Source organism: Pseudomonas sp. NFPP25 (assembly GCF_900116505.1).
In the GTDB taxonomy this organism is placed as follows: Bacteria; Pseudomonadota; Gammaproteobacteria; order Pseudomonadales; family Pseudomonadaceae; genus Aquipseudomonas; species Aquipseudomonas protegens.
This window is the reverse complement of the sequence record NZ_FPBG01000002.1, coordinates 787313-807655: the sequence shown is the minus strand read 5'-3', so window position 1 is coordinate 807655 and position 20343 is coordinate 787313. Positions and strand designations below refer to the sequence as shown.

Annotated in this window: 21 protein-coding genes; 14 read left to right on the top strand and 7 right to left on the bottom strand. The window is 61.6% G+C overall.

Annotated elements, in window-relative coordinates:
- Positions 1-122 precede the first annotated feature (122 nt).
- From minD to BM382_RS10750, 6 genes are all read left to right on the top strand, one after another.
- Positions 123-935 carry a septum site-determining protein MinD gene (gene minD, locus BM382_RS10770; RefSeq protein WP_011062650.1) on the top strand — a complete coding sequence of 271 codons (813 nt, stop codon included), beginning with the start codon at positions 123-125 and terminating at the stop codon, positions 933-935.
- On the top strand, positions 935-1189 hold the full coding sequence (gene minE, locus BM382_RS10765; RefSeq protein ID WP_007898843.1) for a cell division topological specificity factor MinE: 255 nt from the start codon (positions 935-937) through the stop codon (positions 1187-1189). The genes minD and minE overlap by 1 nt, the downstream gene beginning before the upstream one ends.
- 92 nt (positions 1190-1281) lie before the next feature.
- Complete coding sequence (locus BM382_RS10760; protein WP_041119453.1) at positions 1282-1917, top strand: RluA family pseudouridine synthase; 636 nt, start codon at positions 1282-1284, stop codon at positions 1915-1917.
- 124 nt (positions 1918-2041) lie between these two features.
- Entirely contained in the window at positions 2042-3331 is a 1290-nt protein-coding gene (locus BM382_RS10755; protein WP_072442802.1) for a M18 family aminopeptidase, read from the top strand.
- A 111-nt stretch (positions 3332-3442) separates the two neighbouring features.
- Entirely contained in the window at positions 3443-3619 is a 177-nt protein-coding gene (locus BM382_RS31875) for a hypothetical protein (RefSeq protein WP_011062653.1), read from the top strand.
- Between the two features lie 78 nt (positions 3620-3697).
- Positions 3698-5854: a mechanosensitive ion channel family protein gene (locus tag BM382_RS10750; protein ID WP_015636611.1), complete on the top strand. Its 2157-nt coding sequence runs from the start codon at positions 3698-3700 to the stop codon at positions 5852-5854.
- A 39-nt stretch (positions 5855-5893) separates the two neighbouring features.
- Here BM382_RS10750 and BM382_RS10745 read toward each other — a convergent pair whose 3' ends face one another.
- The gene (locus tag BM382_RS10745; RefSeq protein WP_047288401.1) at positions 5894-6607 is read right to left on the bottom strand and encodes a UTRA domain-containing protein; all 714 of its coding nucleotides are present in this window, start codon (positions 6605-6607) and stop codon (positions 5894-5896) included.
- 362 nt (positions 6608-6969) lie between these two features.
- Here BM382_RS10745 and BM382_RS10740 point away from each other — a divergent pair, with 362 nt between their 5' ends.
- From BM382_RS10740 to BM382_RS10715, 6 genes are all read left to right on the top strand, one after another.
- Positions 6970-8037 (top strand): ABC transporter substrate-binding protein, encoded by a 1068-nt coding sequence (locus BM382_RS10740; RefSeq protein ID WP_072442800.1) that lies wholly within the window; start codon positions 6970-6972, stop codon positions 8035-8037.
- A 124-nt stretch (positions 8038-8161) separates the two neighbouring features.
- Positions 8162-8968, top strand: coding sequence for an alkaline phosphatase family protein (locus BM382_RS10735; protein WP_011062657.1), 807 nt, complete (start codon positions 8162-8164; stop codon positions 8966-8968).
- On the top strand, positions 8965-9810 hold the full coding sequence (locus BM382_RS10730) for an ABC transporter permease (protein WP_011062658.1): 846 nt from the start codon (positions 8965-8967) through the stop codon (positions 9808-9810). Before BM382_RS10735 ends, BM382_RS10730 begins: the two co-directional genes overlap by 4 nt.
- Positions 9797-10597: an ABC transporter permease gene (locus BM382_RS10725; RefSeq protein ID WP_011062659.1), complete on the top strand. Its 801-nt coding sequence runs from the start codon at positions 9797-9799 to the stop codon at positions 10595-10597. The genes BM382_RS10730 and BM382_RS10725 overlap by 14 nt, the downstream gene beginning before the upstream one ends.
- Positions 10594-11583, top strand: coding sequence for an ABC transporter ATP-binding protein (locus BM382_RS10720; RefSeq protein WP_019093611.1), 990 nt, complete (start codon positions 10594-10596; stop codon positions 11581-11583). The genes BM382_RS10725 and BM382_RS10720 overlap by 4 nt, the downstream gene beginning before the upstream one ends.
- Positions 11584-11623: 40 nt before the next feature.
- Positions 11624-12277, top strand: coding sequence for an HAD family hydrolase (locus BM382_RS10715; protein WP_019093612.1), 654 nt, complete (start codon positions 11624-11626; stop codon positions 12275-12277).
- A 106-nt stretch (positions 12278-12383) separates the two neighbouring features.
- Here BM382_RS10715 and BM382_RS10710 read toward each other — a convergent pair whose 3' ends face one another.
- Complete coding sequence (locus BM382_RS10710; RefSeq protein ID WP_011062662.1) at positions 12384-13346, bottom strand: NAD(P)H-quinone oxidoreductase; 963 nt, start codon at positions 13344-13346, stop codon at positions 12384-12386.
- A gap of 138 nt (positions 13347-13484) precedes the next feature.
- On the opposite strand from BM382_RS10710, the gene BM382_RS10705 reads away from it, so the two are divergent.
- Positions 13485-15569, top strand: coding sequence for a carboxy terminal-processing peptidase (locus BM382_RS10705; protein WP_170866320.1), 2085 nt, complete (start codon positions 13485-13487; stop codon positions 15567-15569).
- 134 nt (positions 15570-15703) lie between these two features.
- Positions 15704-17530 carry a bifunctional diguanylate cyclase/phosphodiesterase gene (locus BM382_RS10700; protein WP_015636618.1) on the top strand — a complete coding sequence of 609 codons (1827 nt, stop codon included), beginning with the start codon at positions 15704-15706 and terminating at the stop codon, positions 17528-17530.
- Here BM382_RS10700 and BM382_RS10695 read toward each other — a convergent pair.
- The 5 genes from BM382_RS10695 to BM382_RS10675 all read right to left on the bottom strand — a co-directional run bounded on the left by BM382_RS10695 (position 17481) and on the right by BM382_RS10675 (position 20183).
- Positions 17481-17897 carry an SEL1-like repeat protein gene (locus BM382_RS10695; protein WP_011062665.1) on the bottom strand — a complete coding sequence of 139 codons (417 nt, stop codon included), beginning with the start codon at positions 17895-17897 and terminating at the stop codon, positions 17481-17483. The two genes, BM382_RS10700 and BM382_RS10695, sit on opposite strands and share 50 nt — an antisense overlap.
- Entirely contained in the window at positions 17898-18269 is a 372-nt protein-coding gene (locus BM382_RS10690; RefSeq protein ID WP_003179080.1) for a hypothetical protein, read from the bottom strand. It abuts the gene before it with no gap.
- Positions 18266-18607: a helix-turn-helix domain-containing protein gene (locus tag BM382_RS10685; RefSeq protein WP_015636619.1), complete on the bottom strand. Its 342-nt coding sequence runs from the start codon at positions 18605-18607 to the stop codon at positions 18266-18268. Before BM382_RS10685 ends, BM382_RS10690 begins: the two co-directional genes overlap by 4 nt.
- Positions 18608-18721: 114 nt before the next feature.
- Positions 18722-19177, bottom strand: coding sequence for a YkvA family protein (locus BM382_RS10680; protein ID WP_011062666.1), 456 nt, complete (start codon positions 19175-19177; stop codon positions 18722-18724).
- 292 nt (positions 19178-19469) lie between these two features.
- Positions 19470-20183, bottom strand: coding sequence for a BamJ family beta-barrel-assembly machinery protein (locus BM382_RS10675; protein ID WP_011062667.1), 714 nt, complete (start codon positions 20181-20183; stop codon positions 19470-19472).
- Positions 20184-20343 lie beyond the last annotated feature (160 nt).

The following is a 20343-nucleotide window of genomic DNA, read 5'->3' as shown; positions in this document are numbered from 1 at the left end:
AGTGTTTATCGACGATAAACCCTGCCGCTGACCGAGCTCCAGCCAAGGCTGTCCGACTGCAGTAGTTTTCAAGAGATGTTTTTCAGGGGCTAAAAGTCCTTTTTCCTTAGGGGTGAAACACCTTGGCCAAGATTCTCGTGGTTACATCCGGCAAGGGTGGTGTGGGTAAAACCACCACCAGCGCCGCTATCGGTACCGGCCTCGCTCTGCGCGGCCACAAAACAGTGATCGTCGACTTCGACGTCGGCCTGCGTAACCTCGACCTGATCATGGGCTGCGAGCGTCGCGTGGTGTATGACTTCGTCAACGTGGTCAACGGCGAAGCCAACCTGCAGCAAGCCCTGATCAAAGACAAGCGCCTGGAAAACCTCTACGTACTGGCCGCCAGCCAGACCCGCGACAAAGACGCGCTGACCCTGGAAGGCGTGGAAAAGGTCCTGATGGAACTCAAGGAAACCTTCGAGTTCGTGGTCTGCGACTCCCCGGCCGGTATCGAGAAAGGCGCGCACCTGGCCATGTACTTCGCCGACGAAGCGATTGTCGTGACCAACCCTGAAGTGTCTTCGGTGCGTGACTCCGACCGTATGCTCGGCCTGCTGGCCAGCAAATCCCGTCGCGCCGAAAAGGGCGAAGACGCGATCAAGGAACACCTGCTGTTGACCCGCTACAACCCGGAGCGTGTCAGCAATGGCGAAATGCTCGGTGTTGAAGACGTCAAAGAAATTCTGGCAGTGACCCTGCTCGGCGTCATTCCGGAATCCCAGGCAGTGCTCAAGGCTTCCAACCAGGGCGTGCCGGTGATTCTCGACGACCAGAGTGATGCTGGCCAGGCCTACAGCGATGCGGTTGACCGCCTGCTGGGCAAAACCGTGGAGCACCGGTTCCTTGATGTCGAGAAGAAGGGATTCTTCGAGCGCCTGTTTGGAGGTAGATAATGAATCTTTTTGACTTCTTTCGTGCCAGCAAAAAGGTCAGCACCGCGTCGGTAGCGAAAGAGCGTCTACAGATCATCGTGGCGCATGAACGCGGCCAGCGCAGCACCCCTGATTACTTGCCCGCCTTGCAGAAGGAACTGGTGGAAGTGATCCGCAAGTACGTCAATATCGGGTCCGACGACGTGCACGTCGCTCTGGAAAACCAGGGCAGCTGCTCGATCCTGGAACTCAATATCACCCTGCCTGATCGCTGATTGATCCGACGGGAGCCACGGCGGCTCGCGGGCCTCATGCATTGCATCGAGGTCGGCGAGCCGCCGTTGGCGTTTGTTACGAGGCTGTTTCAATGCCGTTGTCGAATATCCACATCCTGCATCAGGACGCCGCCGTCCTGGTGGTGAACAAACCCACCCTGCTGCTCTCCGTCCCCGGCCGCGCCGACGACAACAAGGATTGCCTGATTACCCGCCTGCAGGAAAACGGCTACCCGGAAGCCCGCATCGTCCACCGCCTGGACTGGGAAACCTCGGGGATCATTCTGCTGGCTCGGGACGCAGACACTCATCGCGAACTGTCCCGACAGTTTCATGACCGCGAAACGGAAAAAGCCTACACCGCACTCTGCTGGGGCCAGCCAGAACTGGACAGCGGCAGCATTGACCTGCCCCTGCGCTACGACCCGCCCACCAAGCCCCGGCACGTGGTGGACCACGAATTCGGCAAGCATGCCCTAACCTTCTGGCGCGTCCTGGAACGCTGCGGCGATTGGTGCCGGGTCGAATTGACCCCCATCACCGGCCGCTCCCATCAGTTGCGGGTACACATGCTGTCCATCGGACACCCGCTGCTGGGCGATGGCCTGTACGCCCACCCCCAGGCGCTGGCGGCCTGGCCACGCCTGTGCCTGCACGCCAGCATGCTCAGCTTCACCCACCCCCAGACCGGCGAGCGCCTGCGCTTCGACTGCCCCGCGCCGTTCTGAGCGCACGCCGCCCAAGCCGGCTTGCGGGCAAAGGCCGCCCCAGTGGCCCTTGTTCGCCGGCAAGCCGGCTCCTACAAGGCACTCCTATACGTTAAACTCGCGCCACTGCTGTCTGGAGCTACTTATGCGCGAAGAGTTGAACCAAGGCCTGATCGACTTTCTCAAGGCCTCCCCTACCCCTTTCCATGCCACTGCCAGCCTCGTTCAACGCCTGGAAGCGGCGGGTTACCAGCGCCTCGACGAGCGCGAGCCATGGACCACCGAAGCCAACGGCCGCTACTACGTCACCCGTAACGACTCCTCCATCGTCGCCTTCAAACTGGGCCGGCATTCGCCACTGCAAGGCGGCATCCGCCTGGTAGGCGCCCACACCGACAGCCCCTGCCTGCGGGTCAAGCCCCAGCCGGAACTGCAACGCCAGGGCTTCTGGCAACTGGGCGTCGAAGTCTATGGCGGCGCATTGCTGGCTCCGTGGTTCGACCGCGACCTGTCCCTGGCCGGCCGCGTGACCTTCCGCCGCGACGGCAAGGTGGAAAGCCAGCTGATCGACTTCAAGGCACCGATCGCGATCATTCCCAACCTGGCCATTCACCTCAACCGTGAAGCCAACCAGGGCTGGGCAATCAACGCGCAGAACGAACTACCACCGATCCTGGCCCAGTTCGCCGGTGACGAGCGGGTGGATTTCCGCGCGGTGCTGACCGACCAACTGGCCCGCGAGCATGGTTTGAACGCCGACGTGGTGCTGGACTACGAACTGAGCTTCTACGACACCCAGAGCGCCGCGGTGATAGGCCTGCACGGTGACTTCATCGCCGGCGCACGCCTGGACAACCTGCTGTCCTGCTACGCCGGGCTGCAGGCCCTGCTCACCGCCGACAGCGATGAAACCTGCGTGCTGGTGTGCAACGACCACGAAGAAGTCGGCTCCTGCTCGGCCTGCGGCGCCGACGGCCCGATGCTCGAACAGACCCTGCGCCGCCTGTTGTCCGAAGGTGACGAATTCGTCCGTACCATTCAGAAGTCGCTGTTGATCTCCGCAGACAACGCCCACGGCGTGCACCCCAACTATGCCGACAAGCACGACGCCAACCACGGGCCGAAGCTCAATGCCGGCCCGGTGATCAAGGTCAACAGCAACCAGCGCTACGCCACCAACAGCGAAACCGCCGGCTTCTTCCGCCACCTGTGCATGGCCGAAGAAGTGCCGGTACAGAGCTTCGTGGTGCGCAGCGACATGGGTTGCGGCTCGACCATCGGCCCGATCACCGCCAGCCATCTGGGGGTACGCACTGTGGACATCGGCCTGCCGACCTTCGCCATGCACTCGATCCGCGAGCTCTGTGGCAGCCATGACCTGGCTCATCTGGTGAAAGTGCTGAGCGCCTTCTACGCTAGCCACGAACTGCCATGAGGCAGAGGGCGGGCGCGTGGACACACGCCCGCCTGTTTCTGATGCACATCAACCCGGGCCGCGACAAAGCGACCTAGACTTACAGTTACTCCTCCTGACAAGGCTGTCGCCATGATCTCGATGTCTTCGTTCCACTCCATGCTCATCCCCATTCTCACGGGCATGATCCTGCTGGCCATCGGCTTCAACTTCCGGGACAAGAACCTCGGTGTGTTCAGCATGTGGATCGGCATGCTGCTGATTCTCGGCACCGTGGTCTACAAGATCCTGGCCAAGCTCGCGGAATAAATGCAGCACTCACCCTCGCATTGAATTTGGCGGCCTCGTACACTCGGTCGATCCATTTTCCCCGAGGTTGACCGCCCAGTGTTCGCTCGTCTTTTTGCCCTGCCCTGCTATGTGCTCGTCTGCCTGCTGACCCTGCTGCCCCTGGGGAGCGCCCAGGCGGTGGGCTTGCCTGGCTTGCTGGGCAACCAGACCAAGGCGCAGCCCCAGGCTGAGGAACCCCTGGGGCAATCCCTGGACGAGGTGATCAAGTCCCTGGAGAACGACCAGCAACGGACCAAGCTGCTGGCGGACCTGAAGAAACTGCGAGATGCCACGAAAAAAGCCCAGCCCACGCCAGAAGAAGGCGTACTGGGCCTGATCGGCGGCACCCTGTCGAACCTGGAAAAGCAATTCTCCGGGGCCGACAGCCCGGTTACCCGCTGGTCCGACGAGTTCGACCTGGCCAAGGAAGAACTCTCGGCACTGATGCTGCCAGCCAGCCAGTGGCTGCCGATCATCTTTGCCTTTGCCCTGATCCTCATGGTCTGGAGCCTGCTGGCAGCAGCGCTGATCTGGCTCAGCCACCGGGTGCGCCTGCGCTTCGGCCTGACCGAAGACCTGCCCCAGCACCCCAAGACCTGGGACCTGCTGCGCTTTGCCCTGCGCAAGCTCGGCCCCTGGCTGATCGCCCTGTTGATCACGGTCTACATGACCTACTCCCTGCCCTCTTCCCTGGGCAAGGACCTGGCCATGGTCCTGGCCTACGCCCTGGTGGTCGGCACCTGTTTCTCGGCGATCTGCGTGGTGGCGTTCTCCGTACTCGATGGCCCGCACCGCCATCGCGCCCTGTACATCCTGCGGCGCCAGGCCTTCCGCCCGCTGTGGTGGATCGGCAGCTTCGCCGCCTTTGGCGAGGCCCTGAGCGACCCACGCATGGTGGCCAGCCTGGGCCAGCACCTGGCCCATACCGCGGCGACCTTCGCCAATGTCATGGCGGCGCTGTCCACCGGCGTGTTCATCCTGCGTTTCCGCCGCCCCATCGCCCACCTGATCCGCAACCAGCCACTGTCACGGCGCCTGACCCGCCGGGCCCTGAGCGACACCATCGAGATCATCGGCACCTTCTGGTACCTGCCGGCCCTGGTGCTGGTAGGTATCTCGCTGTTCGCCACCTTCGTTTCCGCCGGCGACACCAGCACCGCCCTGCGCCAGTCGTTGCTGTGCACGGTACTGCTGGTGCTGTGCATGGTGATCAACGGCCTGGTACGCCGCCATGCCCTCAAGCCCCAGCGCGGGCACAAACGCCATGCGCTGTACTCCGAGCGGCTGAAAAGCTTCTTCTACACCCTGGCTCACCTGGCGGTCTGGCTGGCATTCATCGAGCTCGGCCTGCGGGTCTGGGGCATGTCGCTGATCCGCTTCACCGAAGGCGATGGCCATGAAGTCAGCGTCAAGCTGTTCAGCCTCGGCGGCACCCTGATCTTTGCCTGGCTGATCTGGATTCTCAGCGACACCGCGGTGCATCACGCCCTGACCCGCTCGCGCAAGGGCCTGGCCAACGCGCGCGCGCAAACCATGATGCCGCTGATCCGCAACGTGCTGTTCGTGGCGATCTTCATCATTGCCACCATCGTTGCCCTGGCGAACATGGGCATGAACGTCACGCCGCTGCTGGCCGGTGCCGGTGTCATCGGCCTGGCCATCGGTTTCGGCGCCCAGTCCCTGGTGGCGGACTTGATCACCGGCCTGTTCATCATCATCGAGGACTCCCTGGCCATCGACGACTACGTCGATGTCGGCGGCCACCTGGGCACCGTCGAGGGCCTGACTATCCGTACCGTGCGCCTGCGGGACATCGACGGCATCGTGCACACCATCCCGTTCAGCGAAATCAAGAGCATCAAGAACTACTCCCGGGAGTTCGGCTACGCGATCTTCCGCGTGGCGATCCCGTACAACATGGAAATCGACGACGCAATCAAGCTGATGCGCGATGTCGGCCAGAAGATGCGCACCGACCCCCTGCAGCGCCGCAATATCTGGTCGCCGCTGGAAATCCAGGGGGTGGAGAGTTTCGAGTCCGGCAGCGCCATCCTTCGGGCCCGCTTCAAGACCGCACCGATCAAGCAGTGGGAAGTGTCCCGGGCGTTCAACCTGTCCCTCAAGCGTCACCTCGACGAAGCCGGGCTGGACCTGGCTACGCCGCGCATGAGCATCCAGGTGATCACCGCAGGCGGCGGCGCGGAAAAGGAGTGATCCTGTAGGAGCCGGCTTGCCGACTAACGACACTGGCGCCTAAAGAACGTCAACACCGACATGAATCGCGTCATGGCGCCAGAACTCCAGGTCGCAATCGATCAGCCGCTCGTGCTGGTCATAGTTCACCCGGGCAATCCGCAGCCCCGGGCTGCCCACCGAAACCTTCAAGGCCGCCGCCGCTTCCGGCTGCAGTGAGGTGGGCACGATTTCAAAGCGCACCCGTCCGTAGTGCAGGTCGTAATGCCGGGCATAGAGTTCAGTGATCGACTGGTTCAGGTCCAGATCGAGAATCTTCGGAAAATACTTGGGGTTCAGGTAGTGCTCGACATACAGCACCAGCCGCTCATCGATGCGTCGTGCGCGGCAGATCTGGATCACGCTGGACAGTGCCGGCAATTGCAGCCAGGCGCAGACCGCCGCCGATGCCGGTTGCAGGCGCGCGGAAATCACCTCGGTGGAGGGCACCCGCCCCTGGGCGCTGACCATGGCGTGGAAGTGGCTGCGCTGCATCAGGTTGTAGGCCAGGCGCGGCGGCGAAACAAACCAGCCACGACGCTCTTCACGGTAGATCTGGCCCTGGGCCTCCAGTTGCAGCAGGGCCTCGCGCACAGTGATGCGGGTGGTGGCGAACAGCTCGCTGAGCTTGCGTTCGGCCGGCAGTTTGCTACCGGGCGTCAACAGCCCGTGGGCGATCTGCTCCTGCAGGACCTGGCCGATGGCTGTCACCGCTTTGGTTGCATCAATACGCATCAACGTTACCTATCTGGACTAGACCAGCACTGTTTCAGGGCAGTGCAGTGGCCGGGGCAGTGCTCTGCATCCGTGTCCAAAGCCTAGGCAATGCATATGACTGACAGATGACAAAGGCGCTCAGCGGGCCTGTCACCAACTTGCAAATTACCCGCCAGATCCTTGTTCTGCGGGCGTTTGGCCATGGTCTACGCTTATTTCGCAGCCTCGGACCTGCGCCTCAATCCATGCGTCGATCGTTGGCACCGACATCAAAGTGTCATCCAACCCGCCTAAATTGGCTCAGGTATTGCTGACCTAGACCAACCCACTGCAAGACTGTCGATAAAACGCAGCGTTGAACACGCCCAAAGGAGCTTCGGATGAAACAGCTTTTCCTGGCATCACTGTTAGGCTCGACCATTGCCCTGTGCACCGCCGCCATGGCTGCTGATAACGATTTGAAAACCCTGGAAGCCGCTGCGAAAGCAGAAGGCGCGATCAACAGCGTCGGCATGCCCGATGACTGGGCCAACTGGAAAGGCACCTGGGAAGACCTGGCCAAGACCTACGGCCTCAAGCACATCGACACCGACATGAGCTCGGCCCAGGAGATCGCCAAGTTCGCCGCCGAGAAAGACAATGCCAGCGCCGATATCGGCGACGTTGGCGCAGCCTTCGGCCCGATCGCGGTCAAGCAGGGCGTGGCCCAGCCTTACAAGCCGAGCACCTGGGCCCAGGTCCCGGACTGGGCCAAGGACAAGGATGGCAACTGGGCGCTGGCCTACACCGGCACCATCGCCTTCATCATCAACAAGAAGCTGCTGCACGGCTCCGAAGCGCCTAAGAGCTGGGCCGACCTGGAAAAGGGCAAGTACAAGGTTTCCATCGGTGACGTGAGCACCGCCGCCCAGGCCGCCAACGGCGTACTGGCCGCCGCCATTGCCAAGGGTGGTGACGAGAAGAACATCCAGCCGGCGCTGCTGATGTTCGCCGAAATCGCCAAGCAGGGGCGCCTGTCCCTGGCCAACCCGACCATCGCGACCATGGAAAAGGGTGAAGTGGAAGTGGGCGTGGTCTGGGACTTCAACGGCCTGAGCTACCGCAACAAGATGGTCAACAAGGACGACTACATCGTGCTGATCCCATCGGACGGCTCGGTGATCTCCGGCTACACCACCATCATCAACAAGTACGCCAAGCATCCCAACGCCGCCAAGCTGACCCGCGAGTACATCTTCAGCGACGCCGGCCAGACCAACCTGGCCCGCGGCAATGCGCGGCCGATCCGTGCCGAGCACCTGACCCTGCCGGCGGACGTACAGGCCAACCTGCTGCCCAACGAGCAGTACAAGCACGTAACACCGATCAAGGACGCCGATGCCTGGGAGAAAACCTCCAAGGGCCTGCCGCAGAAGTGGCAGGAAGAAGTGATCATCAACATGCAGTAAAGCTGCATCCCTGTAGGAGCCGGCTTGCCGGCGAATGGCTCAAAGGCGCTGCACAGACAAGCGCACACAGGCCACTCGCCGGCAAGCCGGCTCCTACACACCTGATCCCGGAGTCCTCCACCTCATGAAGCACAATGTCATCCTTGTGGTGCTCGACGGCCTCAACCACGAAGTTGCCCGACACGCCATGGGGCACTTGCAGGCCTACGTCGGCGCCGGTCGCGCCGCCCTGTACAAACTGCAATGCGAACTACCTGCCCTCTCCCGCCCGCTGTACGAATGCATCCTCACCGGCGTGCGGCCGATCGACAGCGGTATCGTGCACAACCAGGTCTCGCGCCTGTCCAACCAGCGCAGCCTGTTCCACTACGCCCGCGAGGCCGGCCTGAGCACTGCCGCCGCGGCCTATCACTGGGTCAGCGAACTGTACAACCGTTCGCCCTTCAACGCCCCGCAAGACCGGCACACCGCAAACCCTGAACTGCCGATCCAGTACGGCCACTTCTACTGGAGCGATCATTACCCCGATTCCCATCTGTTCGCCGACGCCGAGGACCTGCGCCTGCGCCATCAGCCCAACCTGCTGCTGGTGCATCCGATGAACATCGACGACGCCGGACACAAGCACGGCCTGGACAGTTCGCAGTACCGCAACAGCGCGCGCTCGGCGGACATCATTCTCGCCGACTACCTGCAAGGCTGGCTCGACGCCGGCTACCAGGTGCTGGTGACGGCCGACCACGGCATGAACAACGACCGCTCGCACAATGGCCTGCTGGCCGAGGAGCGAGAGGTCCCGCTGTTCGTTCTCGGCGACGCTTTCAGCCTCGACCCCGCTGCCGCGCCGAAACAGACCGAACTGTGCGGCACCGTCTGCCAATTGCTGGGCGCGCCCCATGACAAACCTTTCTGCCGGGAGCTGTTGAAGTGAATTCAGTCACCCGTGGCAAATGGCTGGCGGCCCTGTGCCTGGTGCCCTTCGCCCTGTTCTTCATCGTGTTCCAGATTGCCCCCCTGGTGTGGGTGCTGATCAACAGCCTGCAATCGGAAGAGTTCGGCTGGGGCCTGGCCAACTTCACCAGGATCTTCAGCTCGAAGTTCTACCTGCAGGCCATCCAGTACAGCCTGGAGATCAGTTTCTGGTCCAGCGTGTTCGGCATCATCATCGCGGTGCTGGGCAGCTACTCGCTGCGCCGGGTGGATTCGCGCCTGCGCAACTTCGTCAATGCCTTCGCCAACATGACCAGCAACTTCGCCGGGGTGCCCCTGGCTTTCGCCTTCATCATCCTGCTGGGCTTCAACGGCACCATCACCATCATGCTCAAGCAGTCGGGGATCATTCAGGACTTCAACCTGTACTCCAAGACCGGGTTGATCATTCTCTACACCTACTTCCAGATCCCCCTTGGCGTGCTGCTGCTCTACCCGGCCTTCGACGCCCTGCGCGAGGACTGGCGTGAATCCGCCGCCTTGCTGGGGGCCAACGGCTGGCAGTTCTGGCGGCATATAGGCCTGCCGGTGCTGACCCCGGCGCTGCTGGGCACCTTCGTCATCCTGCTGGCCAACGCCCTGGGCGCCTACGCCACGGTCTACGCGCTGACCACCGGCAACTTCAACGTCCTGCCGATCCGCATCGCCGCCATGGTCTCCGGGGACATCTCCCTGGATCCGAACATGGCCAGCGCCCTGGCCGTGGTGCTGGTGGCGCTGATGACCCTGGTGACCATCGTCCATCAACTGCTGTTGAAGAGGAGCTACCATGTCTCGCGCTGAACCCGGCTCCGCCGCGCTCTACCACCGAGTGATGGTCTACCTGCTGTTTGCCATCCTTCTGCTGCCGCTGCTGGGGACCTTCGTCTACTCGATTGCCAGCAGCTGGTCGGCGACCATCCTGCCCAGCGGCTTCACCTTCAAGTGGTACCTGCAGCTGTGGAGCGACCCACGTTTTCTCAATGCCTTCGGCCAGTCATTGCTGGTCTGCGTGGGTGCGCTGGTGCTTTCAGTGGTGCTGATCCTGCCGCTGCTGTTCGTGGTGCACTATCACTTCCCCAAGCTCGATGCGCTGATGAACATCCTGATCCTGCTGCCCTTCGCGGTGCCGCCGGTGGTGTCCTCGGTGGGCCTGCTGCAACTCTATGGTTCGGGGCCCTTCGCCATGGTCGGCACGCCCTGGATCCTCATCGGCTGCTACTTCACCGTGGCATTGCCGTTCATGTACCGGGCCATCACCAACAACTTGCAGGCGATCAACCTGCGGGACCTGATGGACGCGGCCCAACTACTGGGCGCCAGTACCTGGCAGGCGGCCTTCCTGGTGGTCCTGCCGAACCTGCGCAAGGGTCTGATGGTGGCGCTGCTGCTGTCCTTCTCGTTCCTGTTCGGCGAGTTCGTGTTCGCCAACATCCTGGTGGGCACCCGCTATGAAACCCTGCAGGTCTACCTGAACAACATGCGCAACAGCAGCGGCCACTTCACCAGCGCCCTGGTGATTTCCTACTTCTTCTTCGTGCTGCTTCTGACCTGGGCCGCCAACATCTTGAACAAGGACAAAAGCCAATGAGCTTCGTCAGCGTCCAACACCTGCAAAAGAACTATGCGGGCACCACAGTGTTCAGCGACATCAATTGCGAAATCCGCAAGGGCGAGTTCGTCACCCTGCTCGGCCCTTCCGGCTGCGGCAAGTCGACCCTGCTGCGCTGCATCGCCGGCCTGACCCCGGTGGACGGCGGCAAGATCCTCCTCGACGGCCAGGACATCGTGCCCCTGAGCCCGCAGAAACGCGGGATCGGCATGGTGTTCCAGAGCTACGCGCTGTTTCCCAACATGACCGTGGAACAGAACGTGGCCTTTGGCCTGCGCATGCAGAAGGTCGGCGCCGAAGACAGCCGCAAGCGGATCCAGGAAGCCTTGCAACTGGTGGAGCTCAACGACTTCGCCAGCCGCTACCCGCACCAGCTGTCCGGTGGCCAGTGCCAGCGCGTGGCCCTGGCCCGCTCCCTGGTGACCCGCCCGCGCCTGCTGTTGCTGGACGAACCGCTGTCGGCCCTGGATGCACGGATCCGCAAGCACTTGCGCGAACAGATCCGCAACATCCAGCGGGAACTGGGCCTGACGACGATCTTCGTCACCCACGACCAGGAAGAAGCCCTGACCATGTCCGACCGGATCTTCCTGATGAACCAGGGCCGGATCGTCCAGAGCGGCGATGCCGAAACCCTCTACACCGCCCCGGTGGACGCCTTCGCCGCGGGCTTTATCGGCAACTACAACCTGCTGGATGCCGACAGCGCCAGCAAGCTGCTGCAGCGGCCGGTCAGCGGCCGCATCGCCATCCGCCCGGAAGCCATCGAACTGCGCAAGGAAGGCCCACTGGATGCGCTGGTACGCAGCCACAGCCTGCTGGGCAACGTGATCCGCTATCGGGTCGAGGCCCGAGGCGTGGAGCTGGTGGTGGATGTACTCAACCGCTCGGCCGATGATCTGCACGCCGACGGCCAGCGTCTGGCATTGAGCATCGATCCGACAGCCCTGTGTGAGGTAGCCTGATGGCATTCACGCAATTGATCCTGAAGAGAGAGCGGCACTGATGGCCTTGGCAATTTTTGATCTGGACGAAACCCTGATTCACGGCGACTGCGCCACCCTCTGGAGCGAGCAGATGGGCCGCCTGGGCTGGGTCGACAGCGAGTCGTTCATGCGTCGCAACCATGAGCTGATGGACGCCTACAGCCATGGCAAGCTGGCCATGGAGGAGTTCATGGACTTCAGCCTGGAACCCATGAGCGGACGCACCCCGGAAGAGGTCGCGCACCTGGTCGAGCCCTGGGTCGAAGAGGTGATCGAGCCGATCATCTTCAGCGACGCCTGCAAGGCCATTGCCGCCCACCGCCAGGCCGGCGACCGGATCCTGGTGATCTCGGCCTCGGGCACTCACCTGGTGAAACCGATTGCCGCGCGCCTGGGTATCGACGAAGTCCTGGGAATCGAGCTGGAGGTACAGCATGGGGTCTACAGCGGCCGCACCGTTGGCACCCTGACCTACCGCGAGGGCAAGGTCACCCGCCTGCTGCAATGGCTGGATGCCGAGGAAGAAAACCTGGAAGGCGCGACCTTCTACTCCGACTCGCGCAATGACCTGCCGTTGCTGCTGCGCGTGGACCACCCGCAGGTGGTGAACCCGGATCCGGTGCTGCGTGAACATGCGCAGAAAGCCGGCTGGCCGATCCACCACTGGAAGTGACCCGCCCCAGAGATCCCCGGAGCTGGCTTGTGTAGGAGCTGGCTTGCCAGCGAACAGACCGCCAGGCCTGGCGCCCCCTTCGCCGGCAAGCCGGATCCTGCAGGGCTCAGGTCAGGCTGGGGTCGATCACCAGCACCAGCTTGCCCGAGACCTGATTGGTCGCCAGCTCCGCAAAAGCGGCTTCTGCATCCTGGATCGCAAAGGTCCTGGCCAATTGCGGGCTCAGACGCCCTTCGCTGAACAACGGCCAGACATTCTGCCCAAGGTCGCTCAACAGGTCGGCCTTGAACTGGTCATTGCGGCTGCGCAGGGTCGACCCCAGAAACTGGATGCGCTTGGCCAGCACCTGGGCCAGGTCCAGCTGCGCTTCGCGCCCGCCCATCAAGCCGATCAGCACCCAACGCCCATCCAGGGCCAGCAGCTTGAGGTTGTTGGCCACATAATTGGCGCCCACCGGGTCGAGAATCACATCAAAAGGCCCAAAGTCCCGCAGCGCCTCAATGCCATCGGTACGCACCACACCGCCCTGGGCACCGAGGCTCTCGCAGTAGGCCAGGCGATCGGCTGAACCAACGCTCACCCAGCACGGGTTGCCGAACGCCTTGCACAGCTGGATAGCCGCCGAGCCGACGCCACTGGCGCCAGCGTGCAGCAGGACCTTCTCGCCCGGCTTGAGCGCTGCCAGCTGGAACAGATTCAGCCAGGCTGTGCTGTAGACCTCGGGCAGCGCCGCGGCCTCGGCCAGGGACAACCCTTCGGGTACTGGCAGTACATGGCGGGCATCTACCACCACTTCTTCAGCCATGCCTCCGCCCGCCAGCAGGGCACAGACCCGATCACCCACTTGCCAGGACGAACCCGGGCCCACTTCACTGACTACCCCGGAGCATTCCAGGCCAAGGGCCTTGCTGGCTCCGGGAGGTGGGGGATAGAGCCCCGCACGCTGCAACAGGTCGGCCCGATTGAGGCCAGCAGCCGCCACCCGAATGCGAACTTGCCCCACATCACAGGCCGGACTTGGCTCTTCCACCCACTCCACATGACCTTCAACGCCTTGCAATGCTTTCACAGTGCCTCCATAGTGAGTCTGGACTGAGCCCGGAGCGGTAGCACCGGGCTTTTTGCATTATGCGACCGGTCCTTATGGAACCGGCGACTTCAAAGACGGCCTAATATGCGTTATCAATTGCCCCCGCGTCGAATCAGCATGAAGCATTTGTTCCCCAGCACCGCCCTCGCTCTTTTCATTGGTTTCGGCCTGCTGCCGATGTCGACCAATACGTTCGCAGCCAATAGCTGGGACAATCTTCAGCCCGATCGCGATGAGGTAATTGCCAGCCTCAATGTTGTAGAACTGCTCAAACGCCACCATTACAGCAAACCGCCGCTGGATGATGCGCGCTCGGTGATCATCTACGACAGCTACCTGAAGCTGCTGGACCCATCGCGCAGCTACTTCATGGCCAGCGATATCGCGGAGTTCGACAAATGGAAAACCCAGTTTGACGACTTCCTCAAGAGCGGCGACCTGAATGCCGGTTTCACCATCTACAAGCGTTATCTGGACCGGGTCAAAGCGCGTCTGGACTTCGCCTTGGCGGAACTCAACAAAGGCGTCGACAAGATCGACTTCAACACCAAGGAAACCTTGCTGATCGACCGCAAGGACGCCCCTTGGCTCAAGACCACCGCAGAGCTCGACGACCTGTGGCGCAAACGCGTCAAAGACGAAGTGCTGCGGATGAAGATCGCTGGCAAGGAACCCAAGCAGATTCAGGAGACGCTGACCAAGCGTTACAAGAATCAGCTGGCGCGCCTGGACCAGACCCGGGCCGAAGACATCTTCCAGGCCTACATCAACACCTTCGCCATGTCTTACGACCCGCACACCAACTATCTGTCGCCGGATAACGCGGAAAACTTCGACATCAACATGAGCTTGTCGCTGGAAGGCATCGGCGCCGTGCTGCAGAGCGACAACGACCAGGTCAAGGTCGTGCGCCTGGTGCCGGCAGGCCCGGCGGACAAGACCAAGCAGGTAGCGCCCGCAGACAAGATCATCGGTGTCGCCCAGGGCGACAAGGAAATGGTCGACGTAGTGGGCTGGCGCCTGGACGAAGTGGTCAAGCTGATCCGTGGTCCGAAAGGCACCCTGGTACGCCTGGAAGTGATTCCGGCCAGCAATGCGCCAAACGACCAGACCAGCAAGATCGTGCCTATCACCCGCGAAGCGGTGAAGCTCGAAGACCAGGCGGTGAAGAAGTCGATCCTCAACCTCAAGCAGGATGGTAAGGACTACAAGCTCGGGGTGATCGAGATCCCAGCCTTCTACCTGGACTTCAAGGCCTTCCGTGCTGGCGACCCGGACTACAAGAGCACCACCCGTGACGTGAAGAAACTGCTGACCGAGTTGCAGAAAGACAAGGTTGACGGTGTAGTCATCGACCTGCGCAACAACGGCGGCGGCTCCCTCCAGGAAGCCACCGAGCTGACCAGCCTGTTCATCGACAAGGGTCCTACCGTGCTGGTGCGCAACGCCGACGGCCGGGTGGATGTACTGGAAGATGAAAACCCCGGCGCCTTCTACAAAGGCCCGATGGCACTGCTGGTCAACCGTCTCTCGGCTTCGGCTTCGGAGATCTTCGCCGGCGCCATGCAGGACTACCACCGCGCCTTGATCATCGGCGGCCAGACCTTCGGCAAAGGCACCGTGCAGACCATCCAGCCGCTGAACCACGGCGAGCTGAAGCTGACCCTGGCCAAGTTCTACCGGGTTTCCGGGCAGAGCACCCAGCACCAGGGCGTGCTGCCGGATATCGGCTATCCGTCGATCATCGACACCAAGGAAATCGGCGAAAGCGCCCTGCCTGAAGCCATGCCATGGGACACCATCCGCCCGGCCATCAAGCCTGCGGTAGACCCGTTCAAACCGTTCCTGGCTCAGCTCAAGGCCGAACACGAAAGCCGTTCGGCGAAAGATCCGGAGTTCGTGTTCATCCGCGACAAGCTGGCCCTGGCACAGAAGCTGATGGCGGAAAAAACCGTCAGCCTCAATGAAGCGGATCGTCGGGCGCAACATGCTGATATCGAAGCCAAGCAACTGGCCCTGGAAAACGCCCGTCGCAAAGCCAAGGGCGAGGAGCCGCTCAAAGAGCTGAAGAAAGAAGACGAAGATGCACTGGCTGCTGCCGAGCCGGACAAGACCAAGCCGGAAGACGACGCCTACCTGAGTGAAACCGGGCGCATCCTGCTGGACTATCTGAAGCTCAACACCTCGGTGGCCAAGCACTAAGGATGATGGCAATTTAATTCGATCGCGCCTCGGATCGTCATTAAACAGTCATCATTCTGTCGTGAAATAAAGGACCGGGCGCCGCTCTCTAGCCAGAGCCGCGCCCGGTCCTTTTTTTATCGACAGAGATCGCCATGACCACGACCGAACAGCTCAGTGCATTGAGTTCAATCCTGGCTCAAAGCGGTTTGCACAGTCTGTTCCAACCGATCATTTCCCTGTCCGAGCGGCGCATCCTGGGTTATGAGGCCCTGAGTCGCGGCCCCTCAAACAGCCCTCTGCACTCCCCTGTCGCGCTGTTCGCCGTCGCGCGCCAGGCCGGGCGCCTGAGCGAGCTGGAGATTGCCTGTCGGCAAAGCGCCTGCAAACGCTTCAGCGAACAACAACTGCCCGGCAAGCTGTTCCTCAACGTCTCGCCGGAATCCCTGCTGGAGGCCGCCCACCAACCAGGGCGTACCTTGCAGCTGCTTGAGGACTTCGGCATCCCCCCCAGCCAGGTGGTGATCGAGCTTACCGAACAGACCCCGATCGACGATTTCCAGTTGCTGCAGAACGCCCTGCACCATTACCGCGACATGGGTTTCTCCATCGCCCTGGACGACCTGGGCGCCGGTTATTCGAGCCTGCGCCTGTGGTCGGAGCTGCGCCCGGACTACGTGAAAATCGACCGGCACTTTATCGACGGCATTCACCAGGATGCCCTCAAGCGCGAGTTCGTCGGCTCGATTCTGCAAATCGCAAAAGCCTCCCGCGCCCAGGTGATCGCCGAAGGGATCGAACTGACCGAAGAACTGGCAGTGCTGACCGAGATGGGCGTCGACCTGGTCCAGGGCTACCTGTTGTGTCGCCCCCAGGAACAGCCGCCGAGGGACGCTCGGGCAATGATGCCCAAGCATGATCACACCAGCGTGGCCCTCAACGATGATGGCAGCGACCTCAGTGCGCTGCTCAACGAGCAACCGGCCGTTGCCCGCAATACGCCCACCGCCAACGTCCTGGAAGCCTTTCGCCGGCAAGCCAACCTCAACTCCCTCGCGGTGCTGGACGAACAGGGGCAGCCTTGCGGCATCGTCCATCGGCACTCGCTCTCCGACGCCCTGCTCAAGCCCTTTGCCACCGACCTGTTCGCCCGCAAGCCCATCAGCCGCCTGATGAACGATGACTTTCTCGCGGTCGAACTCAGCCAGTCCCTGCAGCAGGTCAGCCGCCTGATCACCAGCCGCGCCCGCCAACGCATCGAGGAAGATTTCATCATCACCTTGAATGGCCATTATCTGGGGCTGGGGCGGGTCATCGATGTGCTCAAGCTGATTACGGAGCTGAAGATCCAGCAAGCCCGCTACGCCAACCCGCTGACTCTGCTGCCCGGCAATGTGCCGATCCAGCAGTGCCTGAGCCGCCTGCTGCAGCAAGCACGGGAATCGGTGATCTGCTACGTCGACATCGACAGTTTCAAACCCTTCAACGATATCTATGGCTATGGCCGCGGCGATGAGGTGCTGCTGTGCCTGGCCCAATGCCTGAACGACCGGGTAGACCCGAGCCGCGACTTCGTCGGACATATCGGTGGGGATGACTTTCTGCTGGTGCTGGGGCCGGAAGACTGGCGCCGACGGCTCAACCAGTTGCTGGATGACTTCCACAGCCAGTGCCGGCGCTTCTATCGCAGCGAACACCTGGAAGCCGGCTGTTTTGTCGCCCCCAATCGGCAAGGTATCCGTCAGGAATTTCCCTTGCTGTCACTGTCCATCGGCGTAGTGCACCTGTATCCACAGGCCTGTGGCCAACTGGACTCCAGCCAACTGGCGGAGCTGGCCTCCCAGGCCAAGCATCACGCCAAGAACATCCAGGGCTACAGCATCCATGTGATCGACAGCCTGGAAGCGGCAGCCAGCCTGGGAGCGCAAAACCTCAGTGAGCCGCTGCGGGATCAGTCGGCTGATCGAGCTGCGTCAGTTTGAGCGCCGCAAGAGGATGCCCGGCCTGGGCCGAAAGCGTCCACCAGCGCGCCGCTTCGACAGCGTCGGGAGCCTTGCTGGGCGAGCCGGCCAGGCTGATCACGCCCAACTGATAGGCTGCCTTGCCATCCCCTGCCAGTGCAGCCAGCCGCAGCAGGCGTTGACCTTCTTGACGGGCGCCAAGCCCCTGCCCACGAAAAGTCAGGATGTGCCCATAAAAGCTCAGCGCACCGACATTGCCCAGATTGGCCATGCGCGCGAACTGACCTTCCATCCAACGCCAGACACGGGGTTGGCGGACAAACCACGGCCAATGAAACAAACGGCGCGCCAGCCAATAGCCGAGTCGTGCCTTGAGTGCCAGGAACATTCAAGCCTCCGCTGATTCGGGATACTCGTACTCGAAGACCCGCACCACTTCCGAGGCATGCCATGAAGCCGCGGCAACACCGTCGGAAGGGCCGGAAAAACGCCCCAGACGCTCCACGCACTCGAAGAAGCCGGTACGCGGCAAGCGGCTGGCCCCCTGGCTGATCACCAGGGAACTGCGCAAAGGCTGTTCGGCCCGTGCATCCAGCGCTGCCAGATGCTCCAGCGCCGCTGTCAGGGTCTGCATGGCCGGGCTGGGCAGTTGCAAGCGCTCCAACAAGGCTCGATAGGTTAAAAGATGCCGCTGACGACGGGCCTGATCCAGCTCACCCAACAGCCCATCCCAGTGCTGACGACTGATCCTTACACTCACGATTGCTCCCTCCACCCCGGCACCGTCAACTCCCAGGCCAGGCTGCGGCGAATCGCAGCGTCGGGTTGACGCTCGCCACTTTCAATCAGGGCCAGGTAAGACGGACTGATACCAACTTTGCGGGCCAGCGCCTCGATGGCGATGCCCTTCCCTTCGCGCAGACTGCGTAATTGATCCAGGCCCGGAAGATTCTGGGCTGGTGGCGCTGCCTGAGAAGTTGCGGCAGCGTGCGGTGGTTGTTCGGTAAGACCTGCGGCTGACAATAAAGCTTGATACTGAGCCCACGGCAGAACCGCATATTCGGGCTCGCCATCGCGTTCAATAATCTGAATATCCATTACTACCCCGTAGGACAACGACACTTAGCGAGTCGGACTTTTCCCTTGAAGTGTAATCCTAACAGCGGCAATGGTCGCGGGGAGCATGATTGTTGTGGGAGGCGGTGAATACCCTTAGTTTTTCTGCGGTCCTTCCAGCAGCAATTGCTCCGCAGTGTCCGGCAAGCGCTCGACAACCGCGAGTTTTTCCGGCATTTGCCGATTACGCCAGGTTCGGAAGGCGTTGAGTTCGTCATCCAGGGTTTTCATCAGCCAAGCCAGAACGGCGATATCGTCAAGCATGCCGAACACCGGAATAAAGTCGGGAATGGCATCCACAGGGCTGAGGAAATACATCAAGCCTGCCACCACCGACAGCAGCGCCTTGGGGCTGATGGCCCGGTACTCGCCACGCCAGTAGGCCAGGCACAGTGCCTGCAACAAGCGCAGGTCCTGTTTGACCTTGCCCAGGCGTCCGCCCTGGCTGGCGCCTTTGCTCGCCACGGCGAACAGCAGCGTGGGCAAACGACCGCGGCTCAGCAAGCGCCCCGCCAACGGCAGGAAACGAGCAAAATTCCAGGGTGCTTTCATCATCACTCCCACTGAAATGTTATCCACACAAATTGTGGATAACCTTGTGAACAGAGCTATTTTTCACGGCTGAAAGCCCCGTTTCATAAGGGCTGAGCTCAGATCGGGCGTTTTTTACTCACATAAAAAAACCCATAATTTCATTGACTTGGCAGCCTCCAGCGACTACCTACCGCTCATACCCTGTTCAGACCACCCACACTGCCGTCGGTTCGGATAATTTGCCATCAGCAACCTGCAGAAACGACAACGCCCCGTAAGAACGGGGCGTTGCTTCAGGCGCTGACGCAGGTTACTTGGCGGCGTCCTGCTTGGCTGGATCCTTGATACCCAGCAGCTCCAGTTCGAAGACCAGCACCGAGTTGGCTGGAATCGCCGGGCTCGGGCTCTGGGCGCCGTAGGCCAGGTCGCTTGGGATGTACAGCTTGTACTTCTCGCCCACGTGCATCAGTTGCAGGCCTTCGACCCAACCCGGGATCACGCCGCTGACCGGCAGATCGATCGGGCTGCCACGCTCTACCGAGCTGTCGAACACAGTGCCGTTGGTCAGGGTGCCGGTGTAGTGAACAGTCACGACATCAGTCGGCTTGGGCTGAGGACCGTCAGCCTTTTTCAATACTTCGTACTGCAGACCGGAAGCGGTGGTGGTCACACCGGTTTTCTTGCCGTTCTCTTCGAGGAATTTCTTGCCGGCAGCCGCCGACTCTTCGCTCATCTTGGCCATGCGCTCTTCGGCACGCTTTTGCAGCGCGGCGAAGGCTTCGACCAACTCTTCATCCTTCAGCTTCTGTTCTTTCTTGCCGACGGCATCTTCGATGCCCTGGGCGACCGCTTTGGAATCCAGGTCATCCATGCCTTCCTGAGCCAGACTCTTGCCCATGTTCAGGCCGATACCGTAGGAAGCTTTTTGCGCCGGGGTTTTCAGCTCTACGCTGGTCTGCGAATCACAACCCGCAAGTACCAGGCTAACCAGGGCCACCGCCGCCGCCAACCGATGCTGTTTCATGCTATTTCCTTGTTCATGCGCCTAAAGGGCAATCGAATAAAGCCGCGAGCTTATCAGGCGACCACGACCAATGGCTACCGGCGTAAGAGTAGTAAATGGCCGATAAGTTCACGTCTTTAAACGCGTTTTCATGCTCTGGGGTACACCCTGCCCAGGCCGC

What these genes read in the sequence shown, in the direction of transcription:
- minE (WP_007898843.1), top strand. Translation starts at nt 935, where the DNA reads ATGAATCTTTTTGACTTCTTTCGTGCCAGCAAAAAGGTCAGCACCGCG.
- BM382_RS10760 (WP_041119453.1), top strand. Translation starts at nt 1,282, where the DNA reads ATGCCGTTGTCGAATATCCACATCCTGCATCAGGACGCCGCCGTCCTG.
- BM382_RS10755 (WP_072442802.1), top strand. Translation starts at nt 2,042, where the DNA reads ATGCGCGAAGAGTTGAACCAAGGCCTGATCGACTTTCTCAAGGCCTCC.
- BM382_RS31875 (WP_011062653.1), top strand. Translation starts at nt 3,443, where the DNA reads ATGATCTCGATGTCTTCGTTCCACTCCATGCTCATCCCCATTCTCACG.
- BM382_RS10745 (WP_047288401.1), bottom strand. Translation starts at nt 6,607, where the DNA reads ATGCGTATTGATGCAACCAAAGCGGTGACAGCCATCGGCCAGGTCCTG.
- BM382_RS10740 (WP_072442800.1), top strand. Translation starts at nt 6,970, where the DNA reads ATGAAACAGCTTTTCCTGGCATCACTGTTAGGCTCGACCATTGCCCTG.
- BM382_RS10735 (WP_011062657.1), top strand. Translation starts at nt 8,162, where the DNA reads ATGAAGCACAATGTCATCCTTGTGGTGCTCGACGGCCTCAACCACGAA.
- BM382_RS10725 (WP_011062659.1), top strand. Translation starts at nt 9,797, where the DNA reads ATGTCTCGCGCTGAACCCGGCTCCGCCGCGCTCTACCACCGAGTGATG.
- BM382_RS10720 (WP_019093611.1), top strand. Translation starts at nt 10,594, where the DNA reads ATGAGCTTCGTCAGCGTCCAACACCTGCAAAAGAACTATGCGGGCACC.
- BM382_RS10715 (WP_019093612.1), top strand. Translation starts at nt 11,624, where the DNA reads ATGGCCTTGGCAATTTTTGATCTGGACGAAACCCTGATTCACGGCGAC.
- BM382_RS10705 (WP_170866320.1), top strand. Translation starts at nt 13,485, where the DNA reads ATGAAGCATTTGTTCCCCAGCACCGCCCTCGCTCTTTTCATTGGTTTC.
- BM382_RS10700 (WP_015636618.1), top strand. Translation starts at nt 15,704, where the DNA reads ATGACCACGACCGAACAGCTCAGTGCATTGAGTTCAATCCTGGCTCAA.
- BM382_RS10695 (WP_011062665.1), bottom strand. Translation starts at nt 17,897, where the DNA reads ATGTTCCTGGCACTCAAGGCACGACTCGGCTATTGGCTGGCGCGCCGT.
- BM382_RS10685 (WP_015636619.1), bottom strand. Translation starts at nt 18,607, where the DNA reads ATGGATATTCAGATTATTGAACGCGATGGCGAGCCCGAATATGCGGTT.
- BM382_RS10680 (WP_011062666.1), bottom strand. Translation starts at nt 19,177, where the DNA reads ATGAAAGCACCCTGGAATTTTGCTCGTTTCCTGCCGTTGGCGGGGCGC.
- BM382_RS10675 (WP_011062667.1), bottom strand. Translation starts at nt 20,183, where the DNA reads ATGAAACAGCATCGGTTGGCGGCGGCGGTGGCCCTGGTTAGCCTGGTA.